This window comes from Proteus sp. G4380 (assembly GCF_963885725.1).
In the GTDB taxonomy this organism is placed as follows: Bacteria; Pseudomonadota; Gammaproteobacteria; order Enterobacterales; family Enterobacteriaceae; genus Proteus; species Proteus mirabilis.
This window is the reverse complement of record NZ_CAWPAV010000120.1, coordinates 12,859-30,165: the sequence shown is the minus strand read 5'-3', so window position 1 is coordinate 30,165 and position 17,307 is coordinate 12,859. Positions and strand designations below refer to the sequence as shown.

General features: G+C 40.3%; 18 protein-coding genes and 7 tRNA genes. 2 read left to right on the top strand and 23 right to left on the bottom strand.

What is annotated here, in order from left to right:
- Positions 1-10: 10 nt before the first annotated feature.
- Genes ybeY through miaB form a run of 3 tightly spaced genes read right to left on the bottom strand, consistent with a single transcriptional unit; the run spans position 11 to position 2,991 of the window.
- Complete coding sequence (gene ybeY, locus AACU98_RS10925; protein ID WP_004246032.1) at positions 11-478, bottom strand: rRNA maturation RNase YbeY; 468 nt, start codon at positions 476-478, stop codon at positions 11-13.
- Entirely contained in the window at positions 471-1,532 is a 1,062-nt protein-coding gene (locus AACU98_RS10920; protein WP_004246031.1) for a PhoH family protein, read from the bottom strand. Before AACU98_RS10920 ends, ybeY begins: the two co-directional genes overlap by 8 nt.
- Before the next feature lie 28 nt (positions 1,533-1,560).
- On the bottom strand, positions 1,561-2,991 hold the full coding sequence (miaB, locus tag AACU98_RS10915; RefSeq protein ID WP_004246028.1) for a tRNA (N6-isopentenyl adenosine(37)-C2)-methylthiotransferase MiaB: 1,431 nt from the start codon (positions 2,989-2,991) through the stop codon (positions 1,561-1,563).
- Between the two features lie 212 nt (positions 2,992-3,203).
- On the opposite strand from miaB, the gene ubiF reads away from it, so the two are divergent.
- Complete coding sequence (gene ubiF / locus AACU98_RS10910) at positions 3,204-4,391, top strand: 3-demethoxyubiquinol 3-hydroxylase (RefSeq protein ID WP_017827457.1); 1,188 nt, start codon at positions 3,204-3,206, stop codon at positions 4,389-4,391.
- A gap of 48 nt (positions 4,392-4,439) precedes the next feature.
- Here ubiF and fghA read toward each other — a convergent pair whose 3' ends face one another.
- The 13 genes from fghA to nagB all read right to left on the bottom strand — a co-directional run bounded on the left by fghA (position 4,440) and on the right by nagB (position 11,465).
- Complete coding sequence (gene fghA / locus AACU98_RS10905; RefSeq protein WP_017827456.1) at positions 4,440-5,270, bottom strand: S-formylglutathione hydrolase; 831 nt, start codon at positions 5,268-5,270, stop codon at positions 4,440-4,442.
- Positions 5,271-5,323: 53 nt separating this feature from the next.
- Positions 5,324-6,436, bottom strand: coding sequence for an S-(hydroxymethyl)glutathione dehydrogenase/class III alcohol dehydrogenase (locus tag AACU98_RS10900; RefSeq protein WP_004246024.1), 1,113 nt, complete (start codon positions 6,434-6,436; stop codon positions 5,324-5,326).
- Between the two features lie 19 nt (positions 6,437-6,455).
- Entirely contained in the window at positions 6,456-6,731 is a 276-nt protein-coding gene (frmR, locus tag AACU98_RS10895) for a formaldehyde-responsive transcriptional repressor FrmR (protein WP_004246023.1), read from the bottom strand.
- Positions 6,732-6,993: 262 nt separating this feature from the next.
- A tRNA-Leu gene (locus AACU98_RS10890) sits at positions 6,994-7,078 on the bottom strand.
- A 51-nt stretch (positions 7,079-7,129) separates the two neighbouring features.
- Positions 7,130-7,204 (bottom strand) — tRNA-Gln (locus tag AACU98_RS10885).
- 3 nt (positions 7,205-7,207) lie between these two features.
- Positions 7,208-7,284 (bottom strand) — tRNA-Met (locus tag AACU98_RS10880).
- Positions 7,285-7,328: 44 nt separating this feature from the next.
- Positions 7,329-7,403: transfer RNA gene (locus tag AACU98_RS10875), tRNA-Gln, on the bottom strand.
- 44 nt (positions 7,404-7,447) lie between these two features.
- A tRNA-Gln gene (locus tag AACU98_RS10870) sits at positions 7,448-7,522 on the bottom strand.
- Between the two features lie 25 nt (positions 7,523-7,547).
- Positions 7,548-7,632 (bottom strand) — tRNA-Leu (locus AACU98_RS10865).
- An 8-nt stretch (positions 7,633-7,640) separates the two neighbouring features.
- Positions 7,641-7,717, bottom strand: a tRNA-Met gene (locus AACU98_RS10860).
- A gap of 413 nt (positions 7,718-8,130) precedes the next feature.
- Complete coding sequence (gene nagC / locus AACU98_RS10855) at positions 8,131-9,363, bottom strand: DNA-binding transcriptional regulator NagC (protein WP_004246020.1); 1,233 nt, start codon at positions 9,361-9,363, stop codon at positions 8,131-8,133.
- A 9-nt stretch (positions 9,364-9,372) separates the two neighbouring features.
- Positions 9,373-10,536: an N-acetylglucosamine-6-phosphate deacetylase gene (nagA, locus tag AACU98_RS10850; protein ID WP_004246019.1), complete on the bottom strand. Its 1,164-nt coding sequence runs from the start codon at positions 10,534-10,536 to the stop codon at positions 9,373-9,375.
- A gap of 122 nt (positions 10,537-10,658) precedes the next feature.
- Positions 10,659-11,465 carry a glucosamine-6-phosphate deaminase gene (nagB, locus tag AACU98_RS10845; RefSeq protein ID WP_004247451.1) on the bottom strand — a complete coding sequence of 269 codons (807 nt, stop codon included), beginning with the start codon at positions 11,463-11,465 and terminating at the stop codon, positions 10,659-10,661.
- Between the two features lie 387 nt (positions 11,466-11,852).
- Between nagB and nagE the strand changes: the two genes are divergently transcribed.
- Positions 11,853-13,856, top strand: coding sequence for an N-acetylglucosamine-specific PTS transporter subunit IIBC (gene nagE / locus AACU98_RS10840; RefSeq protein WP_201741339.1), 2,004 nt, complete (start codon positions 11,853-11,855; stop codon positions 13,854-13,856).
- A gap of 227 nt (positions 13,857-14,083) precedes the next feature.
- On the opposite strand, the gene AACU98_RS10835 is transcribed toward nagE, so the two are convergent.
- From AACU98_RS10835 to AACU98_RS10805, 7 genes are all read right to left on the bottom strand, one after another.
- Entirely contained in the window at positions 14,084-15,085 is a 1,002-nt protein-coding gene (locus AACU98_RS10835; RefSeq protein WP_049213530.1) for a tyrosine-type recombinase/integrase, read from the bottom strand.
- Positions 15,042-15,287, bottom strand: coding sequence for an excisionase (locus tag AACU98_RS10830; protein WP_012367595.1), 246 nt, complete (start codon positions 15,285-15,287; stop codon positions 15,042-15,044). The genes AACU98_RS10835 and AACU98_RS10830 overlap by 44 nt, the downstream gene beginning before the upstream one ends.
- On the bottom strand, positions 15,284-15,622 hold the full coding sequence (locus tag AACU98_RS10825) for a phage protein NinX family protein (protein WP_004247455.1): 339 nt from the start codon (positions 15,620-15,622) through the stop codon (positions 15,284-15,286). The genes AACU98_RS10830 and AACU98_RS10825 overlap by 4 nt, the downstream gene beginning before the upstream one ends.
- The gene (locus tag AACU98_RS10820) at positions 15,615-15,791 is read right to left on the bottom strand and encodes a hypothetical protein (protein ID WP_012367596.1); all 177 of its coding nucleotides are present in this window, start codon (positions 15,789-15,791) and stop codon (positions 15,615-15,617) included. Before AACU98_RS10820 ends, AACU98_RS10825 begins: the two co-directional genes overlap by 8 nt.
- A gap of 157 nt (positions 15,792-15,948) precedes the next feature.
- Positions 15,949-16,209 (bottom strand): hypothetical protein, encoded by a 261-nt coding sequence (locus tag AACU98_RS10815; protein WP_107033967.1) that lies wholly within the window; start codon positions 16,207-16,209, stop codon positions 15,949-15,951.
- A gap of 51 nt (positions 16,210-16,260) precedes the next feature.
- Positions 16,261-16,713, bottom strand: coding sequence for a hypothetical protein (locus tag AACU98_RS10810; RefSeq protein WP_017628829.1), 453 nt, complete (start codon positions 16,711-16,713; stop codon positions 16,261-16,263).
- Between the two features lie 284 nt (positions 16,714-16,997).
- The gene (locus AACU98_RS10805; protein ID WP_102086781.1) at positions 16,998-17,288 is read right to left on the bottom strand and encodes a hypothetical protein; all 291 of its coding nucleotides are present in this window, start codon (positions 17,286-17,288) and stop codon (positions 16,998-17,000) included.
- Between the last annotated feature and the right edge of the window lie 19 nt (positions 17,289-17,307).

The window sequence follows — 17,307 nt, the reverse complement described above, 5'->3', positions numbered from 1 at the left end:
AAGAGAACTGTTACTCTTTTTCAATCAAATAGGGATCTTCATAACCTAATTTTTGTAAGATTTCTGTCTCTAAACCTTCCATTTCTTCAGCTTCATCATCTTCAATATGATCATAGCCTAAAAGGTGCAGACAACCATGGATAACCATGTGTGCCCAGTGCTCTTCAACAGTTTTATTTTGCTCATCGGCTTCTTTTTCAACGACCTGACGACAGATAATTAAATCACCCAGTAAAGGTAATTCCACTTCAGGCGGTGCTTCAAAAGGAAAAGAAAGTACATTAGTTGGCCTATCTTTTCCACGATAAGTTAGGTTTAACTCATGGCTTTCCGCTTCATCAACGATACGGATAGTCACTTCACTAATAGGCTGAAATTGCGGTAGTACGGCTTCCAGCCAAGTGATAAATTGGGCTTCACTCGGAAGCCCTTGTGTATTTTCAGTGGCAACTTGTAAATCAAGAATCACTTCACTCATGATTTTCTCTCTGCAGTCTCTCTTTTTCTGCTTTAATTGCTTGGCGGCGTTTTTGATCTTCAACTTCCCAAGCTTCATATGCGACAACAATCTTAGCAACCACAGGATGGCGAACCACGTCTTCACTATGGAAGAAGTTAAAGCTTAAATCATCGACATTAGATAGCACTTCTATGGCATGACGCAATCCGGATTTATGGCCTCGAGGAAGGTCGATTTGCGTGATATCACCTGTGATGACCGCTTTAGAGTTAAAACCGATACGCGTTAAAAACATCTTCATCTGTTCGATTGTGGTGTTTTGACTTTCATCGAGAATAATAAATGCGTCATTGAGTGTACGACCTCGCATATAAGCTAAAGGGGCCACTTCAATCACATTACGCTCTATCAGTTTCTCAACTTTTTCAAAACCTAACATCTCGAATAACGCATCATAAAGTGGTCGTAAATACGGATCGACTTTTTGGCTTAAATCGCCGGGTAAAAAACCGAGCTTTTCACCCGCCTCTACCGCAGGGCGAGTCAGTAAAATACGGCGTACTTCTTGACGCTCAAGGGCATCGACAGCGGCAGCAACAGCCAGATAGGTTTTCCCTGTACCTGCAGGCCCGATACCAAAAGTAATATCGTGAGTTTGGATATTGGCAATATATTGCGCTTGGTTAGGCGTACGTGGTTTTATCACGCCGCGTTTAGTGCGAATATTGGTCGATTTCCCAAATTCAGGCACATGCTCATCACTTTGCTCAAGCACTCGGCTCTCTTTGATGGCAAGGTGAATTTGCTCAGGGTCGATGTCGGGTATCACACCTTTAATAGGTGAGGTTTCCACATACAGATGTCGCAAAATTCCTGCAGCTGCATTCACATTCAGTGATTTACCCGTTAGTTTAAAACGGTTATCACGGTGATTGATCTCGATACCTAAACGGCGTTCAAGTTGCTTAATATTGTCGTCAAATGGGCCACATAAACTCATTAAACGGTCATTATCTGCGGGCTCTAAGAAAATCTCTTGGGTCGCTACCTGTGTATGGGCTATTACTGTCACTGAGTATCCTTTTGTTAAGTCTGATCAATTAAGGTTGGTAAACACCTACACCTAATTCATCTTCTTTACGAGTACGGGCAATAACGGATTCTGGTGATTCATGGATACGTAAATCCATTTGATCTTCCGTTCTGACCACTTTACCACGCAATGAGTTAGCGTAAACGTCAACAATTTCGACATCAACGAATTTACCAATCATATCCGGTGTACCTTCGAAGTTAACCACGCGGTTATTTTCGGTACGACCTGAAAGTTCCATCACATTTTTACGTGAAGGGCCTTCCACAAGAATACGTTGTACGCTGTTAAGCATGGCACGGCTGTAGTTCATTGCTTGCTGATTAATGCGCTGTTGTAACAGATATAAACGCTGTTTCTTCTCTTCTTCGCTCACATCATCAGGTAAATCAGCCGCAGGGGTTCCTGGACGGGCTGAATAGATAAAGCTAAAGCTCATATCAAAGTTTACATCCGCAATTAATTTCATGGTTTTTTCGAAATCATCTTGCGTTTCACCTGGGAAACCAATGATAAAGTCTGAGCTTATCAGAATATCAGGGCGTGCTTTGCGTAATTTACGAATAATGCTCTTATATTCAAGAGCTGTATGATTACGCTTCATTAAGGTTAAAATACGATCTGATCCGCTTTGTACTGGTAAGTGTAAGAAGCTAACCAATTCAGGGGTATCTTCATAAACCGCAATAATATCGTCAGTAAACTCAATAGGGTGGCTGGTAGTAAAACGAATACGATCAATACCATCAATCGCTGCCACTAGGCGTAGTAATTCTGCAAAGCTACAGATTTGCCCGTCAAAGGTTTCACCACGATAAGCATTGACGTTTTGACCTAATAGATTAACTTCACGTACCCCTTGAGCGGCCAGTTGTGCGATTTCAAATAGGATATCATCACAAGGGCGACTGACTTCTTCACCACGCGTATAAGGCACTACACAAAATGAACAGTATTTATTACAGCCTTCCATGATAGAAACAAATGCAGAAGGGCCTTCAGCACGAGGTTCAGGTAGACGGTCAAATTTTTCAATTTCAGGGAAACTGATATCGACCACTGGGCTTTTGGTGCCTTTTACCTGATTAATCATTTCTGGTAAGCGGTGTAAGGTTTGTGGTCCGAAGATAATATCGACACACTGCGCACGTTGACGAATGTATTCACCTTCTTGAGAGGCAACACAACCACCAACGCCGATGATAATATCAGGTTTATTATCTTTAAAATTTTTCCAACGTCCTAACTGATGAAAGACTTTTTCTTGTGCTTTCTCACGGATAGAACAGGTATTTAGCAGTAGAATGTCCGCATCTTCGGCGACATCGGTTAACTGATAACCGTGGGTGCTTTCGAGTAGGTCTGCCATTTTAGATGAATCGTACTCATTCATCTGGCAGCCCCAAGTTTTAATGTACAGTTTTTTTATCGTCGACATTGTATAAATCCGGTATTTACAGTGAGATAATAGCTAATCACTGAAAAACGTTGCGTGTAATAAGCCAATAAGGCGGTTATTGTAGTCATTTGTGTGGTCAGTGACTAGAGTCAGTCGGCGCTAATTCTTTCTGGCGTTCAGTTTTGCTTATTTCTAATAAACTGATATAGCGCTTACCTATTATTTTTAAAGCAATGAGTTATGGCATAACAATGATGAGAAATGTAAAAAACGATTTTGATGCAGTCATTGCCGGTGGTGGCATGATTGGCGCAGCCGTTGCCATTGGGCTGGCGCAAGAAGGGTTGCGTGTTGCAATGGTAGAACGGCAATCTCCAGCACCTTTTGATGCCTCATCTCATCCTGATATTCGTATTTCTGCGATCAGCTGCGCGTCCGTTAGTTTATTAAAACAGCTAGGTGCATGGCAACATGTTTTAGCGATGCGCAGTGCGCCATACCTAACCCTCGAAACATGGGAAGAAGATAATGCCCATGTTATTTTTGATGCCAAAAGTCTTGGTTTACCTGAATTAGGTTATATGGTTGAAAATCGCATTTTGCAATTGGCATTGTGGCAAGAAGCAGAACGTTATAGCAATATCACTTTATTATGCCCAAATAGTCTAAGTAACATGAAATACTTAGATAATAAATGGCAAGTCACGCTTGCTGATGGTCAGGAAATCACCACTCAGTTAGTTGTAGGGGCCGATGGGGCTAATTCGCAAGTGCGTCAAATGGCAGGGATTGGCAGTAATGGTTGGCAGTATCGTCAATCCTGTATGTTAATCACCGTGAAAACGCAATTGCCACCAGAAAAGGGTACATGGCAACGCTTTTACCCTTCAGGGCCACGGGCTTATTTGCCTCTGTTTGATAATTGGGCTTGCTTAGTTTGGTATGATTCTCCGCAGAGAATTAGAAAGCTACAAACGATGTCAATGGCACAGTTAGAAAAAGAAATCGAACATGCTTTCCCTGAACGCTTAGGCAAAGTGACACCTATTGCAGCAGGCTCTTTCCCATTAACTCGTCAGCATGCTAGTCGTTATGTTGATAATGGTGTGATTTTAGTGGGGGATGCGGCACATACTATTAATCCATTAGCAGGACAGGGGGTTAACCTCGGTTATCGTGATGTGGATTGCTTGCTTAATTTAGTGGCGCAAGCGAAACAGCATTTTGAACCTTGGCATTCAATGGCATTGTTAAAAAAATATCAGCGCCGTCGTATGCCTGATAATATGCTGATGCAGGCAGGAATGGATCTCTTTTACCACGCTTTTAGCCATCAATTACCAGGCTTAAAATTAGCCAGAAATATCGGATTATTAGCTGCGCAGCATGCAGGAAAAGCGAAAGAAGCCGCGCTACGTTATGCTTTAGGGATTAAATGATGAGCAATGCGATGATCTGAATTGTCTTCATCGATCATCGCATTAGGTTTAAGCCTTTAAGTGCTTAGCATGAAAGGCTATATGTTCACCGATAAAACTCGCGACAAAATAGTAACTGTGGTCGTAGCCTTGATGTAAATTTAAACAGCACGCAAACTGTTTTTTATCACACACTTGTGCTAAACGTTCTGGCTGTAGTTGCTGTTGGTAAAAAGGATCATCAAGACCGACATCCACTCGTATGGGCACTGTCTGTTGTGTTTTATTCAGTAATTCAATCGTGTCATATTGTTGCCATTGTGCCATATCGTCGCCTAAATAAGCGCTGAAGGCTTTTTGTCCCCAAGGGACTTGGGTTGGTGCAACAATGGGTGAAAACGCTGAAATACTGCAATAGCGAGACAAATTACGCAAACCAATCATCAATGCACCATGTCCCCCCATTGAATGTCCACTAATAGCACGTCGCTCATTGGCAGGAAAATGTGTCTCAATCAATTTAGGGAGTTCATTAACAATGTAGTCATACATTTTATAATGACTATTCCAAGGTGCTTGTGTGGCATTCAGATAAAAACTAGCACCTTGTCCTAAATCATAAGCACTATCATCAGCCACATTTTCACCACGAGGGCTAGTATCAGGTACCACTAAAATAACACCGTGTTGCGCAGCATATTGCTGTGCTCCGGCTTTGGTAATGAAGTTTTGTTCATTACAAGTTAATCCAGATAACCAATATAAAACCGGATATTTTTGCCCATCTTCCATAGGCGGGAGATAGATAGCAAATTTCATCTCACAATTGAGGGTGGTAGAGGTGTGTTGATAAACCTCTTGCCAACCGCCAAAACAGGCATGGCGTTCAATGTTGTTCATTTTGACTCCTTAACAACAAAGTCAGACCTATTTGCTAATAGGCCTGAGAGTGATTAATCGAAATGAATAACAGTTCTAATTGATTTACCTTCATGCATTAAATCAAAGGCTTCATTTATTTTTTCAAGAGGTAAAGTGTGGGTCACAAAAGGTTTGAGTTCGATTTTCCCATTCATTGCATCTTCAACCATATTGGGTAGTTGGCTACGACCTTTTACTCCGCCAAATGCAGTCCCTTTCCATGAACGACCTGTGACGAGTTGGAAAGGGCGTGTTGAGATCTCTTGTCCTGCCCCCGCAACACCAATAATGATAGATTGCCCCCAACCACGGTGAGCACTCTCTAGAGCGGCTCTCATCACATTGACGTTACCAATACACTCAAAAGTATGATCAACGCCCCACTGAGTCATTTCAACCAGTACTTCTTGAATAGGTTTGTCATAATCATTGGGATTTAAACAGTCTGTGGCACCAAATTGGCGTGCTAATGCAAATTTTTCAGGATTAGTATCAATCGCAAAAATACGGCCTGCTTTGGCTTGTCTAGCGCCTTGCAGTACAGCAAGACCAATGCCACCTAAACCAAATACAGCCACCGAGTCACCTTCTTGTACTTTTGCCGTATTATGTACAGCACCAATACCTGTTGTCACGCCACAACCAAGTAAGCAGACTTCTTCATGGTTGGCTTGTGGATTGATTTTAGCGAGTGATACTTCAGCTACTACCGTATACTCACTAAAGGTAGAGCAACCCATATAGTGATAAATAGGTTGTCCATTATAGGAAAAGCGCGTTGTGCCATCAGGCATTAAGCCTTTACCTTGGGTTGCTCTTACTGCTACACAGAGATTCGTTTTGCCTGATTTACAAAATAGGCATTCGCCACATTCTGCTGTATAGAGAGGGATCACGTGATCACCCGGTTTGACACTGGTGACGCCTTCACCTACTTCAACCACCACCCCCGCGCCTTCATGACCTAAAATGGCAGGGAAAACACCTTCAGGATCATCACCTGAAAGGGTAAAGGCATCAGTATGGCATACGCCAGTGTGACTAATTTTAATCAATACCTCACCTGCTTGAGGTGGCATCACATCAACTTCAACAATTTTTAAAGGCTCTCCTGGTCCAAAGGCGACCGCAGCACGAGATTTCATAATGATATCCTTGTTGTTATTAGCGCAGGTAAGTGCGTATTAGTGAGATTGCATCATCAACGGAATTTTTTTGATCTTCAGGAGAAGCGACGGCATCCATTAGACCTTCACGTAAATGACTTTCGAGTACGCCCGCCATCAGGCCATTGATAGCACCCCGAATGGCAGCAATTTGCTGTAAAACTTGGCCGCATTCATTTTCGTTTTCAAGGGCGGTTTCTAATGCCAAAATTTGCCCTTTGATTTTTCTTACACGGGTTAACGCGGCTTTTTTTTCTGCTGGTGAGTGTGGCATATATAATCCTTAAATATACTATGGGGGAGTATAGTATTGGTATGAATATATGTACAGCTTGATCAAAAAATAACGTTACGATGAGTCTATGTAGATTATCGAGCAAACAATGATAAGTATGAGAGTAATGAGGAAATAGACAAGGCGTCAGCGTGTTGATAAAGGGTGAGAGTGAGGGGATATTTAAGGCTAAAAACAAAAAAGACCCGCCATAGCGAGTCTTGTTTGTTGATTTTAGTTAGTGTTTGACACTATTAATCAATGGTGCGGGAGGCGAGACTTGAACTCGCACACCTTGCGGCGCCAGAACCTAAATCTGGTGCGTCTACCAATTTCGCCACTCCCGCAACAACCTTTGAGAAAAAAAGACTCGTTTAACGAGTCTCTCTTTCAGAATATGGCTGGGGTACCTGGATTCGAACCAGGGCATGCCAGGATCAAAACCTGGTGCCTTACCGCTTGGCGATACCCCAAAATGGTGGCTATGACGGGATTCGAACCTGTGACCCCAACATTATGAGTGTTGTGCTCTAACCAGCTGAGCTACATAGCCAATAGGAGATAATTTCTCACTATTTATTGAATTTAGCAGAAATATGGCTGGGGTACCAGGATTCGAACCTGGGAATGCCAGGATCAAAACCTGGTGCCTTACCGCTTGGCGATACCCCATCCGCTAATTCAATTGTCAACACGCATATTATCTATCAGGAAAATGGCTGGGGTACCTGGATTCGAACCAGGGTATGCCAGGATCAAAACCTGGTGCCTTACCGCTTGGCGATACCCCACCTGATAAATTGACGACGGTTAAAATGGTGCGGGAGGCGAGACTTGAACTCGCACACCTTGCGGCGCCAGAACCTAAATCTGGTGCGTCTACCAATTTCGCCACTCCCGCAAAAAAGATGGTGGCTATGACGGGATTCGAACCTGTGACCCCAACATTATGAGTGTTGTGCTCTAACCAGCTGAGCTACATAGCCATCTTTTTTTGCATAACCTTCGTCGGCGTTGCGGGGCGCATTATGCGTATTACAGACAAATCCGTCAACTGCTTTTTGCATTAATTTTCGAGAAAAGTGTTCGTTTGCTCGCTGGTTAATCATTTTGTCGAAAAAAGATCCAAAAAACAACCTTATTGATGAAAAATCTTACTAAGTAAATAACAACAGATTGTCTGAATAAAAAGAAAAAACAGCCTAATAGGTGATAATTTGATAGCACAGGGAAGGGGATATAGTGGTGTAGTGGTGACATAATAAAACAACGCACAGTTATTTTAGCTGCACGTTGTTTTTTAAACAAAGATGACTGGTTGAAATTTATCCTAAAATTAATCTTAATTGAGATAAATAACAGCCTTCATTTAAAAAGCTGTTTTATTGTAACAAAAAGATTATTTGTCGAATAAATATTGTAGTAACTCTCCATTAAGCATTGCTCGCTTGGTAAGTGCAAATGCACCAATGGCTGAGCGATGATCAAGTTCGGAGATAACAACAGGAAGCGCTTCTCTAAACTCTTTTAATACTTGGGTATTAATGCAACTTTGGATCGACGGTAGTAATATTTCAGCCGCTTCGGTCACTTCTCCTGCCAAAACCACTTTTTGTGGGTTAAATAGGTTAATTGCAATGGCGATGGCTTTACCTAGATGAAGACCCACTTGTTTAATGGTTTCAACAGCGAGGGGATCGTTTTTTACCGCGGCATCGCATATATCTTGAATTTGGCATTGTGTTGCAGATAAATGCTGGCTGGGATAGCCTTGTTCAAGTTGGTAGCGGACTTTAGCTTCTATTGCGCTATTGGACGCAATGGTCTCTAAACAACCAAAGTTACCACAGTGGCAACGCTCTCCTAATGGATCTATTTGGATATGACCAATTTCACCAAGATTACCACGCTGGTTGAGCAAAATTTTGTTGTTGATAATAACACCAGCCCCTGCGCCACGATGAATACGAACCAAGATAGAATCTTCACAATCTCTGGTGGCACCAAAATAGTTTTCTGCTAAGGCGAGACTCCGAATATCATGGCCCGCATAGCAAGGCAGATCAAAGTGTTTTTCTAAGTTATCAACGAGTGCCCAGTTATTTACCTTCATATGAGGCATATAGTGGACAATGCCTTTATTAGGATCAACTAACCCGGGCAAGATAATTGAAATTGAAATAAGCTCATTAATACGACGTTGATTTTGTTTAATAAAATCATCAATAGCATTAATAAGCAAGGTTTCAACTTCTTGTTGGGTGCTTTGTTCTAAAGGGTAGTGTTGCTCTACTAAGGCTTTACCACTGAGATCATAAAGAGCAACAGTGGCATCATTGCGTCCTAATCGGACGCTGACGGTATTAAAACGGCGATGTTCCACAACAATGGATATTGCGCGACGACCTCCGGTTGAAGCCTGTTGATCAACTTCTTTAATCAAGCCACGTTCAAGAAGCTGACGAGTAATTTTAGTGACACTGGCAGGGGCGAGTTGGCTCTGCTCGGCGATTTGAATACGAGAAATCGGCCCGTGTTGATCAATGAGCCGATATACAATCGCACTGTTAAGTTGCTTAACAAGATCGATATTGCCAATTTGCGTTTCAGTGTTGTTGTGACTCATCAGCATTTACATCCATTAGTTATCTGTTATTTCAATACCATTGACAAATGTTGTGCAAAGGTTGAAGTCCTTATCAAAAGAAGCAATATTTGCTATTTTACCTGCTTCAATTGTACCGAGTTCGTTATCTGCACCAATCGCACGGGCAGGGTAAAGTGTCGCCATACGCAACGTTTCATCTAATGGAATACCAACATGAAGTACACTATTTTTAATAGCGTCAATCATCGTGAGTGATGAACCACTTAATGTACCGTCCGCATCCACACACAGCCCATTGCGATAATATATCGTTTTTCCAGCAAAAACGAAGCTATCCATCTCATTTTTATTTGGATCAAGCCCCGCAGGAGCTGTCGCATCTGTCACTAATAACAGTTTTTCACCTTTTAAGCGCTTACTGTTACGGATATTTGCCCATGAAACATGTAAACCATCGGCAATGATCCCTGCGTAAACCTCAGGGGTATCATAAATTGCCCCTACAAGACCCGGGCCACGACCTGAAATATAAGGCATTGCATTATAAAGGTGAGTCGACAATGAAATACCGTTACGAAAGCCTTTACGCGCTTCTTCATAGGTGGCATTTGAGTGGCCTGCAGAAACAACAATACCTGCTGTGATTAATTGACGAACATATTTTTCATCGACCATTTCTGGTGCGAGTGTAATTTTAGCGATGACATCAGCGTTATCACACAAATAGTCAATCATCTGTGCACTTGGTTGACGAATAAATTGAGGATCATGTGTCCCTTTTTTAATGATATTGATATAAGGGCCTTCTAAATGTAATCCCAACACTTTATTTTGGTGTTTTTGCATATAAGCGCGAGTTGCTTCAATGCCTATTTTCATCAATTCATCAGAACAGGTAATTAATGTTGGTAAATAGCTAGTACAGCCTAAGCGTTCATTGGCTTTTTGCATAATCTCTAGCGTTTTTACTGTGACATTTTCCGCGGTGTCATTAAATTGTACACCGCCACAGCCATTGACTTGTAAATCAATAAAACCGGGGGAGACAATCGCACCTTGCATATCACGAGTGGCTATATCTTTTGGTAGTTGATCCTGTGGGCAAACCTGCTCAATACGTGACCCGTTAATAATAATGGCGTGATCTTCTAAACGGTCATAACCTGTATAAATAACAGCATTTGTTAAGGCAAACATACCTTTGTCTCCTAATATAAGGGAAGTCAATCTAAAAAACCGATATCAGCCAGCAAATTCTGGCTGATAAGTAAGAGAGCTTAGTTTTCCACTACTTATCGTAGGTACTTAATTTACTAAACTTAGTCTTGGTATTGCTGGCGCTCTTGCGCTTCAATTTGCTGAAAATAACGCAGTGTTTTCACACGCAGTTCCATTGTCGCCGGATCATCACAGACTAAAATTGCTTTAGGGTGTAATTGCACGCAAGAGATAGTCCATAGATGATTAACAGCACCTTCTGTTGCCACCTGTACTGCTTGAGCCTTATTGATGCCAGTCGCTAAAATCATTAACTCTTCTGCATCTAATAATGTCCCTACACCGACAGTTAGCGCATATTTAGGCACTTTATTGATATCGTTGTCGAAGAATCGTGAATTAGCGAGACGAGTATCTTCAGTCAGTGTTTTCATCCGTGTACGAGAAGCGAGTGATGAGGCGGGTTCATTAAAAGCGATATGACCATCATTACCAACACCTCCCATAAACAGATTGATTTTGCCATAAGACTTTATTTTCGCCTCATAACGTGCACATTCTGCTTGTGGATCTGTTGCATTACCGTTTAATAAATTGATATTTTCATCTTTAATATCAATATGATTAAAAAAGTTCTCATACATAAAAGTACGATAACTTTGTGGGTGATCTGCTGGAATGCCAACATATTCGTCCATATTGAAGGTGACAACATGCTGGAAACTTACTTTACCTGCACGATGTAGTTCAATTAGCGCTTTGTACGTTGCTAATGGCGTACCACCAGTAGGTAAACCAAGAACAAAAGGACGATCGGCGCTTGGCGCAAATGCGTTGATTTTCTCAACGATATAATTAGCCGACCATTTTCCCACTTGCTGTGCCGTGGATAGGGGGATTAACCTCATAATAACCTCATAGAAAAAAGACAAATCTGACAATCAAGTTACATACTATTTCAATGCGTGATTATCAGTGGCTCATCTATAACACGAATTGCTTTTCATTTTTAGTCAATGAAGACATCAATCCTTCAAAAGATATTTTTAATCATAAAATAAGCTTTCTGACTTAGCCAGCATTTAAGCTAAAAAATATCCTATATAGGTGACTTTAATCACAAATTAGCACTAATTAATTTGCGATACAAAATAATTTTTTTAGACTAAAAATGGAATTAAATAATTAACTCATCAATAAATATAAATGAGTATAAATAAGATCCCAAATAGGGGTTATCCAAGGGGGAGTGTGTGAATATTTTAAGTTATCTGCAAAAGATAGGACGGGCATTGATGGTGCCCGTTGCGACATTGCCTGCTGCAGCAATTCTGATGGGAATAGGCTACTGGATTGATCCGGTAGGCTGGGGAAACGATAATGCGCTAGCTGCTTTACTGATCAAATCAGGTGCTGCCATTATCGATAATATGTCAGTATTGTTTGCGATAGGTGTTGCTTATGGTATGTCAAAAGACAAAGACGGGGCGGCGGCCTTAACTGGCTTTGTCGGCTTTTTAGTGGTGACTACACTTTGTTCACCTGCTGCGGTATCGATGATCAAAGGTCTACCACTTGCAGAAGTGCCTGTGGCTTTTGGTAAAATAAACAACCAGTTTGTCGGTATTCTGGTTGGGGTACTTTCAGCTGAGCTGTATAACCGCTTTAGCAGTGTCGAATTACCTCGTGCATTATCATTTTTTAGTGGTCGTCGCTTAGTGCCGATCCTCACGTCATTCTTGATGATTATCGTCGCCTTTATTCTAATGTATATCTGGCCGGTAATTTACGGCGGCTTAGTGAGCTTTGGTGAAAGCATTAAAGATATGGGGGCTTTGGGCGCCGGTATTTATGCTTTCTTTAACCGCCTATTAATTCCTGTTGGTTTACACCATGCGCTGAACTCTGTGTTCTGGTTTGATGTGGCAGGTATTAATGATATTCCTAACTTCCTTGCTGGTCAGCAAGCGATTGATGCGGGCTTGGCAACGGTCGGTGTGACAGGACGTTATCAAGCAGGTTTCTTCCCAGTTATGATGTTTGGTTTACCAGGGGCAGCACTGGCTATTTATCATTGTGCGCGCAAAGAGCATAAAGCAAAAGTTGCCGGTATCATGATGGCTGGGGCATTTGCGGCATTCTTTACGGGGATCACTGAACCGCTTGAATTCTCCTTTATGTTTGTTGCTCCAGTGCTTTATGTTATTCACGCATTCTTAATGGCGATTTCTGTTTATATTGCCGCAAGTATGGAGTGGATTTCAGGCTTTGGCTTTAGTGCGGGCCTTGTGGATATGTTCTTATCTTCACGCAACCCTCTGGCGGTTAAATGGTATATGTTGATTGTGCAAGGTATCGCATTCTTCTTCATTTACTATGGTATTTTCCGTTTCACCATTACTAAATTTAACCTGAAAACACCGGGTCGTGAAGATGAGGTGGCGGGGGATGAAACCGCAGACGGCTATGATGAAGATATCAAAGCCGTCCCCACTAATAGCAAAGAAGCAGTGCAACAAGAAGCACGTCAATATATCGCTGCAGTTGGTGGCTCAGATAACTTAACTGGTATTGATGCTTGTATTACTCGTTTACGTTTAAATGTAAAAGATGCCAGTGTAGTCAACGATGCTTACGCAAAACACCTAGGTGCTTCAGGGGTTATTCGCTTAAATAAACAGAGTGTTCAAGTGATTGTGGGCACACGGGCTGAAATTGTTGCAAGTGCCATGCGTGATGTATTAGCACAAGGCCCAGTTGCCGCTTATGCTGGTAGACATACAGATAACGCGGTATCGACAGAAAAAACATCAGAAAAACAGACTAATAATGATGCCAAAGTCATTCTTGAAATGGTCGCGCCATTTGATGGTGAAGTGGTTGCATTAAAAGATGTGCCTGATGAAGCTTTCTCAAGCGGTGTCGTGGGAGATGGTCTTGCTATTAAACCCACATCAAATATTGTGATGGCACCTGCTGCCGGTACGGTAGTAAAAATCTTTGATACTAACCACGCATTTTGCATTGAAACGGATAACGGTGTTGAGATTATCGTCCATATGGGGATTGATACGGTCGCATTAGGAGGAAAAGGCTTTAAACGTCTGGTTGAAGAAGGTACAGAGGTTAAAGTTGGTCAGCCTATCTTAGAGCTAGATCTTGAGTATTTAAACACTAATGCTAAATCAATGATAAGTCCGGTTATCATCAGTAATATCGATGACTTTGATAAAGTGAGTGATATTGCATCCGGTCAAGTGACGGCAAATAACACCATAATCTATAAAGTATTAAAATAAATATCATATAGATATTTAATCCTCTATAAAGAGATGGTTAAATAAGACGATAAAACGGGGAGTGTTGTCTACTTCCCGTTTTTTTATCCCTATCTTGATAAATATCTCTGCGCTCTCTTTCGCTAGGGTATTTATGAAACCTGCTTATTGGATTATAGTGGTGTTCATTTTTTTGTATTATAAATCAATATAATACATATCGATACTCACAATCACTCACTATTAACTCACAATTCAACGTAGCCATTACCTCTATCATCAAGGTATTTATCTGTCATTCTCATAGATTTGTGGCCAAGTATTTTCTTTGCAAACTCAGCACTTTTTTCTTCTTCATATAATCTTGCAGATAAACTTCTAATTTCATGAAATGTTGGTTTATTCTCTAAATACTCAGGTAGGGCTTCGATAAATTTACCTCTTAATGTTTTTGCTGTGGTATTGCCACAGATTTTATCTGAGCTCCTATTCATGAGATTTAAAACATCTTTAATAGAATAACTAATAGACTCCAGTCTTAATGAGAGTGGTATTGCTACTTTAGAACCTGTTTTTATTTGAGTGACATACAGCCTATCATTTTTTATATCATCCCACTTCATATTGATAATATCGCTAATACGTTGAGCTGTAAGTATCGCCAATAGGAACATATGCCTATATTTGTCATTTGTGTGCTCCAAGGCGTATTTAAACTCTTCTAGTGATAACCTTGATCGCTGAACACTTGTTTTTGGTGGCTTTGTCACGGAAACGGGATTTTCCTTTATCACACCATCCGCAATAGCTTCATTAAAGGCATCTAGCATAGTGGACCTTAGTAATTTTGCCATTGCCTTTTTAGGGTACTCTGAAATAAATGTGGCTACATCTCTTGGTGTTACATTCTCAATTGGACAGTCATTAAAGTGTAATTTGATTAACTTTATTCTTGATTCGTAATCGTAGAGCGTCTTCTCTTTTAACCCCCTGTTGTTTACTTTCTCCCTATAAGTATCAAGCCACTCATGCAATGTTACACAGTGAACATTATTAATTCTGTCAACTAATGACTCTTTAGGTTTATAAATAGCCAAATTGGCTTGTATGGCTTCGGTTATTGCTAATGATTTGTTTGAGCCAACAGAAAATTCCTTTTTAGTTCTTACATCCCTGTAATAGTAAATCCCTTTACGCAAATACAAGTTAGGCGGTAAACCCTTGTTCTTTGCACTTCTGCTTCTGCCCATTAATTTTCTCCATTAAATATTGCGGTTCCCTTACCATTTTGTCATTTGTTAGAATTGTCCACGGCTCTAACTCATATTCTCTACCAACCTTTTCTGGAGCAGGGTATAACCTACCTTCCTTTATATAGCGAGATAATTGCCGTTGACTTCTAGGGTTAGCGAAATATTTATTATTCCATTCTGATAATGTAATTCGTTTCATTGATTATTCTCCGTATCCTTCATCATTAAAAAAACTTCCATAGCGCCACGGTATGGGTTTTTATTTACTGACATGAAGTCATAATCAAGGCAGTCAGCTGTCCATTTATTAGAATGGTACATTGGTGATAACCCTATTTTATTTTCAATAATAATCGGCATTGCGTCTGATGGGTTATTGCATGGGTCGAAAAAGCGATAACCAAACGAGCCATCAACAAGGAATTGGATAATATCCATTGTTTGTTTAATTACATCGTATTGCGTTTCAGGTAAAACAGATTGAGCTACTAATAAATTAATCTCGAAATCAGATAGTTCGGTGTATTTATTCATTATCATCTCCTAGTATTTCATTAATAGTATTTCTGATGTCAATTAAGTCTTGTTTTGTCACATCCATATTCCAAGATGGAGTATTTAAAATAAAACAATCTTTTGTTGTAGGTTCAATCTCAATACAATCTTTGTAATTTTCCAAGCCAGCATAATATTTATCTTTCATTCCATACCTCTCCACAAACAACTTTAACATTCCTCACTGACATTAAATATTCAGCACGTTTATTGCATTCCGATTGCGTATAAATATCTTCCGTAACAGGCACAGCAGAACCCTGTATTAACATGTGTAATACATATTCGATTATTTGCATGGTTATTTAATCTAATTTATAGAGTGGTATATTTATTTTTTCACTTCTTTCTTCATTTAGATGGGTATATCCATATTCTTTTATATTATCGAACCCGTTTGATGTTATATAACCAACAGGCTCTAAGCCATTAATTAAACTCTCGCGTGATGCTTGCCAAGATTGAAATAATAAAGTCTTTAAATCCTCCTTGCCTTTATCGCTATAAGGCAATTCTCCGTGACCAGAATTAAACCACGCTTCAAATTGCTGCCTTGATTCATCCATGCTTACTCCTGAATTTTAGGTATAAAAAACCCTGCAATGCAGGGCGTATAGTTAAATATGGTACATTAGGTTTTTTATAGCTTGCTCTGTGTTAAATTTATGATTCTCACCTTCTAGATAGAACTCATTAAGAAAGTCAATAACCTTTCTTCTTGAAATGCTCTTCGTTGTTATGCTATCAAGATATTCTTTTTCTTCAGCAATAATTATACCTTTACCAAGTTTGAATTGATCGAATGTTAAATCGTAATACAACTCCTCAAATTCAACAAAGTAATGTTCACCTGACAAAGTGGAGCTATATATATTTATAATAAATATTTCTTCTGTATTTAATTTTCTACTTAGTACTCCACCAAGCAGTGCAGAAGCTCCTTCACAGGAATTATGAGGGAATGCATGAAATGGAAAGTTAATATTTCTTGCTATCTCGTTGTAATACTCGTCAAAACATTTCCTTAATTTTTTAGCTATATGAATAGCTAATTTCGTTTTTTCAGCCATTGCAATATCACCGTAGTTAATTCATGGTGACAAAATGTTAAATTAAATAAAGGTATTTATCCATCACTCCACCTTATCCCTCTGTCTTCACATACCAATCAACAAGATTATCAATTGCAGTATTGATATATCCTGATTGTTCTTCTTCGGTTAATTTATCCCATTAGTCCTCAGTAATGCCCAGCCCACATTCAGAGTCAGAGCCAACCTTGTTTGTCCTTGCAACTAAAACCATCTGCTTACTCATATTCATTCCTCTTATTGCATCCCTGAGAGTTAAATTATCATGCGAACTTTGGTAGCTTATTACCTGTAAGTTCCTCTGCGTCCTTCATAAAGTCGGTGGCTTGCTCTTCCATTCCAATACCGAAATCATATTTATGAACCGCTTTAGCCATTAAGAAAGCGCCAGCAAAAAGAACTTCTTTCAACTTTTCATTTTCTTCTTGTAACTGTTCAGGTGTTGATTGCTTTTCTTCTTCCATTGGTTGCTTCCATCCGCAGTGGCAATCCTTGCATTCACCATCACCACCCTCTAAATAAGCAGAGCACTCTAGACAATATAGTTTTTTCATATCTATCTCCTGTTTGCAT